This window comes from Paraburkholderia ginsengiterrae (assembly GCF_001645125.1).
Taxonomy (GTDB): Bacteria; Pseudomonadota; Gammaproteobacteria; order Burkholderiales; family Burkholderiaceae; genus Paraburkholderia; species Paraburkholderia ginsengiterrae.
Map to the genome: position 1 here is coordinate 1 of NZ_LXKA01000380.1, position 10,129 is coordinate 10,129.

11 protein-coding genes and 1 pseudogene are annotated in these 10,129 nt (G+C 62.6%); 4 read left to right on the forward strand and 8 right to left on the reverse strand.

All coding sequences use genetic code 11. From position 1 onward, the window contains the following. Together A6V37_RS36195 and A6V37_RS36200 are read right to left on the reverse strand one after the other, a co-directional pair. Positions 1-250, reverse strand: a 250-nt coding sequence (locus A6V37_RS36195) for an aromatic amino acid lyase (RefSeq protein WP_167361458.1), incomplete at its 3' end; no start/stop codon positions are given. Between the two features lie 289 nt (positions 251-539). Beyond that, complete coding sequence (locus A6V37_RS36200; protein WP_064269613.1) at positions 540-1,436, reverse strand: LysR family transcriptional regulator; 897 nt, start codon at positions 1,434-1,436, stop codon at positions 540-542. Between the two features lie 106 nt (positions 1,437-1,542). On the opposite strand from A6V37_RS36200, the gene A6V37_RS36205 reads away from it, so the two are divergent. After that, positions 1,543-2,448: an NAD-dependent epimerase/dehydratase family protein gene (locus tag A6V37_RS36205; RefSeq protein WP_064269944.1), complete on the forward strand. Its 906-nt coding sequence runs from the start codon at positions 1,543-1,545 to the stop codon at positions 2,446-2,448. A gap of 137 nt (positions 2,449-2,585) precedes the next feature. Further along, positions 2,586-2,768: a hypothetical protein gene (locus tag A6V37_RS36210; protein WP_064269612.1), complete on the forward strand. Its 183-nt coding sequence runs from the start codon at positions 2,586-2,588 to the stop codon at positions 2,766-2,768. A 3-nt stretch (positions 2,769-2,771) separates the two neighbouring features. Here the strand turns inward: A6V37_RS36210 and A6V37_RS36215 are convergent, their stop codons facing one another. Beyond that, the gene (locus A6V37_RS36215) at positions 2,772-4,127 is read right to left on the reverse strand and encodes an APC family permease (protein ID WP_064286882.1); all 1,356 of its coding nucleotides are present in this window, start codon (positions 4,125-4,127) and stop codon (positions 2,772-2,774) included. A gap of 205 nt (positions 4,128-4,332) precedes the next feature. Continuing rightward, positions 4,333-5,169 carry a carbon-nitrogen hydrolase family protein gene (locus A6V37_RS36220; protein ID WP_064269610.1) on the reverse strand — a complete coding sequence of 279 codons (837 nt, stop codon included), beginning with the start codon at positions 5,167-5,169 and terminating at the stop codon, positions 4,333-4,335. A gap of 140 nt (positions 5,170-5,309) precedes the next feature. Between A6V37_RS36220 and A6V37_RS36225 the strand changes: the two genes are divergently transcribed. Then, a complete protein-coding gene (locus A6V37_RS36225) occupies positions 5,310-6,167 on the forward strand; it encodes a helix-turn-helix transcriptional regulator (RefSeq protein WP_064269609.1) in 858 nt (285 codons plus the stop codon). Positions 6,168-6,203: 36 nt separating this feature from the next. Here A6V37_RS36225 and A6V37_RS36230 read toward each other — a convergent pair whose 3' ends face one another. The 4 genes from A6V37_RS36230 to A6V37_RS36240 all read right to left on the reverse strand — a co-directional run bounded on the left by A6V37_RS36230 (position 6,204) and on the right by A6V37_RS36240 (position 9,422). After that, positions 6,204-6,905 (reverse strand): DUF899 domain-containing protein, encoded by a 702-nt coding sequence (locus A6V37_RS36230; protein WP_064269608.1) that lies wholly within the window; start codon positions 6,903-6,905, stop codon positions 6,204-6,206. Positions 6,906-6,993: 88 nt separating this feature from the next. After that, positions 6,994-7,440, reverse strand: a complete 447-nt coding sequence (locus A6V37_RS36235) for an SRPBCC family protein (RefSeq protein ID WP_064269607.1) — start codon at positions 7,438-7,440, stop codon at positions 6,994-6,996. Continuing rightward, positions 7,329-7,772: an ArsR/SmtB family transcription factor gene (locus A6V37_RS39750; protein ID WP_075643619.1), complete on the reverse strand. Its 444-nt coding sequence runs from the start codon at positions 7,770-7,772 to the stop codon at positions 7,329-7,331. The genes A6V37_RS36235 and A6V37_RS39750 overlap by 112 nt, the downstream gene beginning before the upstream one ends. 267 nt (positions 7,773-8,039) lie before the next feature. Continuing rightward, entirely contained in the window at positions 8,040-9,422 is a 1,383-nt protein-coding gene (locus A6V37_RS36240; RefSeq protein ID WP_064269606.1) for an NCS2 family permease, read from the reverse strand. Positions 9,423-9,878: 456 nt separating this feature from the next. On the opposite strand from A6V37_RS36240, the pseudogene A6V37_RS36245 reads away from it, so the two are divergent. Then, positions 9,879-10,129 (forward strand): annotated as a pseudogene (locus tag A6V37_RS36245) (PRC-barrel domain containing protein); the annotation flags it as partial.

The window sequence follows — 10,129 nt, forward strand, 5'->3', positions numbered from 1 at the left end:
CCGCGTGCGAGAGCACCAGATTGCGCTGCAGCAGTTCGAGCTGCTCGCGCGGGATGTGGGTGCTCGCGAGGCGCCCGAAACCCGTGTTGATGCCATAGGCCGGCTCGCCCTTCGCGGTGATGTCGGCGACTGCCTGTGCGCACGCGTCGATGGCGGCGTGGCTGGCGGGATCGAGCTTCAGCGAAACGGGCTCGCGGGCGATCTGGCGCAGTTGCGGGAGGGTCAGGTGGCCGGGCTTCAGAGTGATCATGGTTGTCGTCCTGTCTATACAATTTGAGACAAGTTTAGCGACTCCTTCTTGTATATACAACTTGTTTTTCGGTGTTCCGGCTTAGGGGTTTCCATTAGGCGAGACTCGTGACACGGCGCGGATCTTGCATGGCTCCGGATAGCCGGCGGCGGCGCTGCGCCCTATGGCGTCCAACGGGCTTGGGCTTTAATTTGTATATACATTTTTAAAACGCCAAGCGCAAAAAAGCCCGCGCTCAGGCAAGCCGCAGGCTTTTTCTTCAGATGAATGACTGGGCAACGAGCCGCCGCTAAAGCCGCACGCGCGCCGCCATGAAATCCAGAAAGCACTGCACGCGCCCCGCTAGCGACGCGCTCTGGTAGTACACAGCACTCACCCGTTGCCGCTCATCCGTCAGCGCGTTGCCGAGAATCGGCACAAGGCGCTTTTCGCGCACGTCGGCTGCGGTCATGAAATCGGCGAGACACGCTATCCCCCAGCCCGACAATGCCAGTTGCCGCAAGGTCTCGCCGCTCGACGCGGTGATGGCCGGTTCGATCTTCAGCGGCGCGGACGCGCTCTTGCGTCCCTCGCGCAGCGGCCAGCGATTCAGATGCTCCGGTGCCGTGAAGCCAATCAGACGATGCGTGCGCAACGCCTCCACCGATTTCGGCTCGCCATATTCGGCCAGATACGCTGGACTCGCGAGCACGCGCAACTTGCTGGTGCCCAAGGCACGCGCGTGCAAGGTGGAATCCTGCAACTCGCCGATGCGAATCGCGATATCCACCTTGTGCTCCAGCAGATCCACGATCCGCTCGTTGCTCGTCAACTCCAGACGAATCTCCGGATACAGCGCGGAAAACGCCGTCATATGCGGCGCCACACAGTGCAGCATGAACGGCGACGCGGCATCGACACGCAAACGCCCCGAGGGCCGCTCGCGTCCGCGTGTGACGGATTCCTCGGCTTCTTCCATCGCGTCCAGAATCGCGCGGGCGTGCTGCAGAAAGGTCTCGCCCTCTTCCGTGAGCTGCAGACGGCGCGTCGTGCGCCGCACGAGCGCCGTGTCGAGCTTCGTTTCGAGGCGCGCGAGCGCGCGGCTCACGCCGGACACGGTCTGTCCCAGTTTCTCCGCGGCCGCGGTGATCGAGCCGCTGTCGATCACCGTGACGAACACCAGCAGCTCATCGGTAGACGTTTTCATTGTTGACTCAAAATCAAGATTGATTTGAGACTAACACGCTTTTTGCGATAATCAAGACAGCGGATACTGCGTGCCTGTCATTGTGTTTCTCATCGAGGAGAACGTCTTGAAGATCTTTATCACTGGGGCAAGCGGTTTTATCGGCGGTTCGATTGCAGCGCATCTGGTGCGCGCCGGCCACACCGTGCGCGGCCTGATCCGCAATCCGGAACACCGCGCCGAGTTGCAGCGCCTCGGCATCGAACCCGTGATCGGCACGCTCGACGAGCGCGAACTGCTGATCGCCGAAGCGCAAGCCGCCGACGCCGTCATCAATGCGGCCAGCAGCGACCATGAAGGCGCAGTAACAGCGCTGATCGAAGGGCTCGCCGGGTCCGGCAAGCCGTTTCTGCATACGAGCGGTTCGAGCATCGTCGGCGATGCGTCGGGCGGCGAAGCCGGTCAGGCGCGCATCTATCACGAAGACGCCCTGCCCGAGCCGACCGCCGACAAAGCGGCGCGCGTTGCCATCGACCAGTTGGTGCTCGACGCCGCGCAGCGCAACATCCGCACTGCCGTGCTGTGCAACACGCTGATCTACGGTCACGGCGCGGTGGCGGGCAGCGCGAGCGTGCAGTTGCCGCGCCTCGTGCGCCAGGCGCAAAAGAGCGGTGTGGTCCGGCACGTGGGCAGCGGCGGCAATATCTGGTCGAACGTGTATATCGACGACGTCGCCGAACTGTATCGGCTCGCGCTGGAAAAAACGCCGGCGGGCACGTTCTACTTTGTCGAAAGTGGCGAAGCGTCGTTTCGCGACATGAGCCGCGCGATTGCGGGCGCGATGCAGCTGGGCGAGCCGCAAGACTGGCCGCTCGACGAAGCGAAAAAGGAATGGGGCTACGAAATGGCCTCGTACGGGCTAGGTTCGAACAGCCGCGTGCGCGGTGAGCGCGCGCGCCGGCTGCTCGGCTGGCAACCGGCGCGCACGTCGGTTATCGAGTGGATCGGCAACGAGATGATGGTGCCTTCCTGAACTCGTGCGGGGGCGCCTCCAAACCGTAATCCATGTAAGCGCCGTCGTTGCGAATCCGTAAGCTCCGCTCGCTAGAATCGCGCTCACCTGACGGGCGATTCGACAATCCGAGCCGCCCATGAGCCCGGATCCGATCGATGAATTTTGCGCTGAATTTCGACTGGCTGACCAACCTGCTGGCGATTCTGTTCGTCGTGGCGTGCCTTTACGATGCACGCTACGACGAATACGGCACGTTGACGCTGTCAGCCGCCGCGATGGGGCTCATCGTGATGGCGATCGAGGTGTTCCTCAAGCCCGCATTCGACATGGCGCTTTGAAGTTCAAACCGCCACTTCCGGCGGAGCCTGGCGGAAACCGCGCGTGATCCAGCCGAGATAGCACAGACCCAGCACAAACCACACTGCCCCGAGCACCAGCGCAGTCTTCTCGAGACTCACCAGCAGCCACACGTCCGGCACCGCGCCCGCCAACGGGAACAGCAGGCCACCGATCACACCCATCGCATTCGCACTGCCCTTCGCGTTGAAAAACTGGCGGATCACGCACAGGTTGACGGCCGTGAACGCGAGGAACGCGCCGAAGTTGATGAACGATGTCGAGGTCGCCACATCGAGCTTCAAGGCGACCAGACCGATAGCGCCCGCAATCGCGATGTTCAGCGCCGGCGTCTTGAACTTCGGATGCACGAAACCGAAGATGCGCTTGGGCAGCACTTCATCGCGGCCCATTGCGTACAACAGACGCCCCACGCTCGCCTGCGCGGAGATGCCCGAAGCGAACTGCGCGAGAATCAAACCCGCCAGGAACACCGTGACAAAGATATCGCCGCCCACCTTGCGCGCGACTTCGAACGCCGCGGAATCGGGGTCCTTGAACACCGCGCCCGGATGCGCAAGCTGCACCGTGTAGGCGGCAATCACGAAGATCGCACCGCCGATCAGCGCAATCAGCACGATGGCACGCGGCATGGTCTTTTCGGGTGCGATGGTCTCTTCGGTCAGCGTCGAGACTGCGTCGAAGCCCAGATACGAATAGGCGGCAATCGCGGCGCCCGCCATCGTCGCCGAGAGCGGCACCTGCGGCTTGAAGAACGGCTCAGCCGAAATGAGCCCGCCGGGTCCGGCCGCCGCCGTCACGTAGTGGCAGCACAGCACCACGAACAACGCGACAATCGCCAGTTGCACCACCATCAGCACGATGTTGAAACGGTTCGCGAGTTCGATGCCGAGAATGTTCAGCGCACTGGTCAGCACAATGAACGCGACGATCCAGATCCAGCTCGGCACATGCGGAAACGCGGCGCTCAGATACGCGGCGCCGATCAGCCAGATCACCATCGGCAGGAAAAAGTAGTCGAGCAAGGTCGCCCAGCCAATCATGAAACCGAGGTGCGGGTTGAAGGAGCGGCGCGTGTACGTATAGGCCGAACCGGCAACCGGAAAGAGCCGCGCGAGCTTGCCGTAGCTGAGCGCGGTAAACACAATCGCAATCAGCGCGATCAGATACGCGAGTGCCGCCGTGTCGTTACTGGCGCTCGCCAGAACACCATAGGTACCGTAGACGATCAGCGGCGCCATGTAGGCCAGTCCGAACAGCAGGACCGACGGCAGGCCGAGTGTGCGCTTCAGATGCGCGCTGCGTGGGGCCGAGGCATCGGCGGCGGTTGTTGAAGTCATGCGGTGTCTCCTCATGTGAATGGGCGAGCCTCGCCAGGACGCGGCATGGCTCGCGTCCCGGTTGGACCGGGTCAATCGGGTCAATCGGACTGGCTGGCAGCGCGTGAGCCGTGCCTGAGTTCTTTGCCTGACGTATCAGGTTCATCTGCGCCACTGTTCAAGCGGCGCGATGGTTCAGCGGTCTGTACGTGCCTGAACGTGTGCTTCAGCGTGCGCGAATCACACGCGTACGCTGTCCGTGCGCGCTGTCTTCGGTCGCGAGATCGAGCGCAATGCGCGCGTCGTGCAGATAACGATAGTGTTCACGCGCGCCTTCGAGCCGCGCCGGGTCGAGCGTGGCGCGCAGCACGGTGTCTTGCCGGGCCACCTCGCTCACCACGTCGCCGGACGGATCGATCAACGCCGATTCGCCGGCAAACGTGAGGTTGTCGTCGCCGGAACCCACGCGGTTGACGAGCGCCGCGAACATCTGGTTTTCCATGGCGCGAGCCACGATGGCGCGGCGGTGCACGGGCCCGAACGGGTCCATGTTGCCGTTGGTCACGATCAGCAGGTCCGCGCCCAGCGACGCGACCGCGCGCGCCGTTTCCGGAAATTCGATGTCGTAGCAGATCAGCAGGCCGACGGTCATGCCCTTGAAGCTGCACACGTCGTAACGGTCGCCGGGTTCGAATACGCCGACGTCCGACGCCCACAGGTGCGTCTTGCGATAGCGCAGCACGATTTCGCCGCGTTCGTCGACCAGCACCGTGGTGTTGAAAAAGCGGCCGCCGTCGCGCTCGGCAAGACCCACCGCGACCGCCACGCGTGCTTCGCGCGCCGCATGGCGCACCGCCGCGAGCGACGCACCGTCGAGTGTTTCAGCCACTTCGCCGACGTTCTCGCGCGTCGGGAAACCCGAGAGCGTCGTCTCGGGAAACACGATCAGATCGGTTTCGGGTGCGCGCTGGCCGATGATCTGCAACACGCGTTGCACGTTGGGCCCGCTAACGCCTGCCGCGCCGTCCACGATGGGAATCTGCGCCAGTTCGAGTTGAAGCATGCCTTGTCTCCTGTCCATGCCGGTTCGCTTCGCGTTAAATACCGGCAGTGGCCGGACGTCCGCGATCGGATTGGGCCTATTATTACCAGACATATTTTTGTCCGTAATCACCCGGCTGGGTTACCCTCATCGGAGCACGCATGGAACTTGAATGGCGCGACCTGGCCTTTCATCGCGAGATCGGTGCGGTTATCGAAGCACTCGACAGCGCGCAATTCTGGACGCGCCTCACGCGCGCCCTCGAACGCTACGTGCTCTTCGACAATTGGGTGGCGCTGCGTTTCGCCCCCGGCGAGGCGCCGCTCGTGTGCGCGGAATCACCCACGCCGGACGGCACGGTGGATGCGATGTTCCAGGATTATCTGGCGGCGCTGTATCAACTCGATCCGTTCTATATCGCCGCCACGGACAAGCCCGCGTCGGGTTTCGTCACGCTGGCCGATGTCGCGCCCGACAACTTCTCGATGACCGATTACTACCAGCGGTACTTCAGGAAGAACATCGTCGGCGACGAGGTGCACTTCAACTACATGATCGACGCGCGGCATACGCTGGCGTTCTCGCTGGGCGCGACGCAACGCTATGGCGATCGCGATCTGGCCGTGCTCGAACTGTGCGCGCCATGGGTCATTGCATTGCTGCGGCAACGCTTGCCGTACGAGACCTTTGGCGCCACGCAGCAACAGCGCGGTGACGCGCCCGCTGAAGCGACCATGGACGCGGCTACGGACACGCTCGCAACGGCCGATACTCCCGCCTATGCCGCGCGTTTCGAACAGGTCGCGTCCGTGGCCGGCCGCTCGCCGCTGACCGCGCGCGAAGTGGAAGTGGCCATGCTGACCTTGAGCGGATTTTCGACGCGCGCCATTGCGGAGAAATTGACGATCTCGTTCGAGACCGTGCGCGCGCACAAAAAGCACATCTACACGAAGCTGAACGTCAATTCACAATCGGAGTTGTTTGCGCTGTTTTATGAAGCGGGACGCCAGGGTGGGTGACGTCCCGCTCATTCACACACGCTTGACACCGGCTTGTTACTCATAGCGGTCGTGATGCCTGACCCACTCGGTCAGATTGCTGGTTTCGTTACGGCCCTTCGGCGTGACGTCGAGATGCGCGTACGTGTTGATGAAGCGTTCGTCGCCGCGGCCATAGCAGGAATACGTGTGGTACACGTCGCCCTTTTCGTCCTTGTAAAACACGCTGTGACCGTGTTGTTCGTCGATGCCGACGTCCTGCTCGGTGAAGTTGTAGAACGCCTTTTTGCTCGCCAGTTGCTCGGGCGTGAACGACACGTGATAGTCGAAATTGAAATCGCTGCCGGCCGACGACACCCACGGGAAGGTCCAGCCCATGCGCTTTTTGAAACCTTCGATCTTCGCGAGCGGCGCGTGCGACACGGTCACATACGACACGTCGTGATGCTCGAGATGCGTGACGATGCCGACCATGTGGTCCGACAGGAACGAGCAGCCCACACAGCCCTGCTCCCAATCCGGGCCCAGCATGAAGTGGTAGACGATCAACTGGCTGCGCCCCTCGAACAGATCGGCCAGCGTCTTGCGGCCCTGCGGCGTATCGAACGTATAGGTCTTGTCGACCTTGACCCAGGGCAGTTCGCGCCGCTTGCGGGCGAGTTCGTCGCCGGCGCGCATATGCGCCTTTTCTTCGGCCAATAACGCCCGGCTCGCGGCCAGCCAATCCTCTCTTGTGCCAACACGGTGTTGCGGTTCCATCTGCGTCTCCTTTCCTGCGACGTGCAGGTTGCAACAGAACGCTCCGAAAGATGCCCCCTTCGGCGGTACTGCGCCCGTTCGAACGAACTCAGGCCACGTAGCGCTCCAGTGAATCGAGCCCATCGCTCCAGCCGCGGCGGTGGTCTTCGCGCTGCGCGTCATCTTCGAGACGTTCGTGCGTGAGCGTCAGCCACGTGCCGTCGCCGTCCGCTTCGAACAGCAGCGTGACCCGCGTTTCGTGCTCGGGGCTATAGCGCCATATCCAGGTGAATACGAGCTTGCGCTCGGGCACGACCTCCAGATACTGGCCGTCGACCTCGATCTCTTTGCCGTCCGGCTTGCGATACACGATCGAATAACGCCCGCCGACACGCACATCCATTTCCGCGCTCGCCACGTGCGCGTCTCCGGGACGCATCCACGTCATGAATTGCGCCGGGTCCGTCCAGGCGCGGAAGACTTTGGCCGGCGTGGCGTTGAAACGCCGCTGGAGGGTGAGGCTGGGCTCGATGAGCTGGGCGGGTTGGGTGGACATGGGGCTTGCTCCTCTTCGACGAAAGCGGCTAGACGATCGAGTGATTCGGACCAGAAGCGCTGATAGCGGCCAAGCCACTCCATGGCTTCCTCCATTGGCCCGGCGCTCAGGCGGCACGCCACCGTGCGGCCGGTTTTGCTGCGCGTGATGAGACCCGCCTCGGAGAGCACGTCGAGGTGTTTCATCACCGCGGGCAAGGACATCGCAAACGGCGCGGCAAGTTCGCTCACCGACAGATCATGCTGGGACAGGCGCGCCAGCAATGCACGCCGCGTCGGGTCGGACAGCGCCGCGAAGGTGCGGTCGAGTATTGCTTCATTAAACTTAACCATGAGGTTAAGTATAGAAATGGACGTGTGGAAGTCAAGGACAGGTACGCACTTTCTCGAAGCACGCGGACACACACGGGGGGATTACGGCAGAAAAAGATACGCGGTGGGTGGCAGATGAAGCACTGCAACGCACCGCGTCAAGGTGGAGAACAACCGACTACAGCAAGAGCGAAGCGGCCAATCAGGCATCGCCCCGCTCCCGCTTTCCAGCAAAGATTCAATCGATCCGGGGACAAGCCCCGGCAAGACTCAAACCGCTCAGGCCGCTCAGATCGCCCAGCCGCCGAGGTAGAAGCCGACCAGCACGACAGCGATAGCAACCGTGCCCACGTTCAGCTTGCGGTATTCACCGCTGATCACGCGGCCGATCACGAGCGTCGCGAATCCGAGCATGATGCCGGTCACGATGTTCGCCGTCAGCACGATGAACACCGCGCACATCAGGCCCGACATCGAGTCGACCATGTCGTCCATATGCAGCTTGCTGACGTTCGAGAGCATCAGCAGACCCACGTACATCAGCGCGGGGGCCGTTGCATACGAAGGCACGAGGCCCGCGAGCGGCGAGAAGAACATCACCACGAGGAACAGCAGACCGACCACCGCCGCCGCCATGCCCGTCTTCGCGCCGGCCGCCACACCCACCGTCGATTCGATGTACGCCGCTGCCGGTGCGCCGCCGAGCAGGCCCGAGAAAATCGAGCTCAGCGAGTCGGCCGTCAAGGCACGGCCACCGTTGATGATGCGGCCGTTTTCATCGAGCTGCCCGGCTTGTCCCGCAACAGCGCGGATCGTACCGGTCGCGTCGAACACCGCGGTCATCACGAGTGCCAGCACGCTAGGCAGGACTGCCATCGACAGGGCGCCCTTGATGTCCATCGCGCCGATCAGCGAAGCGTGACCCGGTGCGCTGAGCGACGGCACGGCGAAGAAGCCATGGAACGACACAGCCGGATCGATGCACAGCGCAATCCCCGAAATCGCCACGATCACGATCAGGATCGAACCCGGCACGCGACGGCGCACCAGACCGAAGATGGCCGCGAGACCCGCCACCGACATCAGCGCCGGCAAGGCCGTGATATTGCCGAGCGAGACCGGCAGACCGGCACCCGGATTCTTCACGACGAGACCCACGTCGTTCGCGGCGATCAGCAGCAGGAACAGGCCGATGCCGATCCCCGTGCCGTGCGCGATGCCGGTCGGCAGATTGCGCAGGATCCACGATCGCACGCCGGTCACCGAAATCGCGGTGAACACGACGCCCATCAGGAACACCGCGCCGAGCGCGACGTTCGGATGCAGGCCTTTGCCGAGCACGAGGCCGAACGCGGTAAACGCGGTCAGCGAAATGGCGCAGCCGATCGCAATCGGCAGGCGCGCCCAGATGCCCATCAGCAGCGAGCCGAAGGCCGTGGTCAGACAGACCGCAACGAACACCGCGCTGGTGTCGAAGCCCGCCTTGCCGAACATGCCCGGCACGACGAATACGGAATAGACCATCGCGAGGAAGGTCGTAATGCCCGCGACGATTTCCTGGCGCTGCGAACTGCCGCGCGAGGAGATTTCAAAGTAGCGGTCTAGAAAGCCCTTTCCGTCGAATGATTCGGTACCGACATCGGAAATCGGTTGGGCGTGGGGTTCCATCATGATGAGTGCCTCCTTTATCAGCGTGCTGAAGCGGCCGTCAATGCGGTCGCCATCAGGTTCGTCTCGTTGCGTTGGTTTAGTGTGGGATGTCGTCTTTTTTGCTGTCTCGAAATGTAGGGCAACGGGAATATGTCTCCCATCGCATGAATGGCATGGCGGACATGTCGCGACGCTTATATCGCTTAAGGGACGGCCAAGCAGCTTTGCCATCCGCGTGTTTACACCTACGGTTTGTCATGAAAATGTGTAAGGCTTTTGAGGGTTTCACCGCATGAAAACGGCTGCCAATCCGCTGCCGAAATAATTGGACGCGGCATGAACCGTGCTTGAATCCACCTGTCAGACTGCCTTCAAAAACGGGGCCGCCAGACGTGGCGGGTTACACTCTGGCCCGTACCTGTCTTAACCGCGGCGGCCCACTGCGCCCGTCCGCATTGGCCCATGGAGTGTTTCTTGATGAGCGGCGGTTTTTCGCGTCCTGCCTGGCGGCTGCTGATTCTTGCCGCGTTCGCACTGTTCGCGCTGTCGGGTTGCAGCAGCCTGCTATGGGGCACGCAGCAGGCGCCGATCGTCGACGCCACGGTCATGCCCGTCGAGCCGGCGAGCGCGCCGGTGGCCGCCTCCGCCCCCGAGCCGGTCGAGACTGCGGCGGCCGAGCCGGAGCAGCCAAAAAAGCCGAGTAAACCGGTCGTCAAGCCGCACAAGGT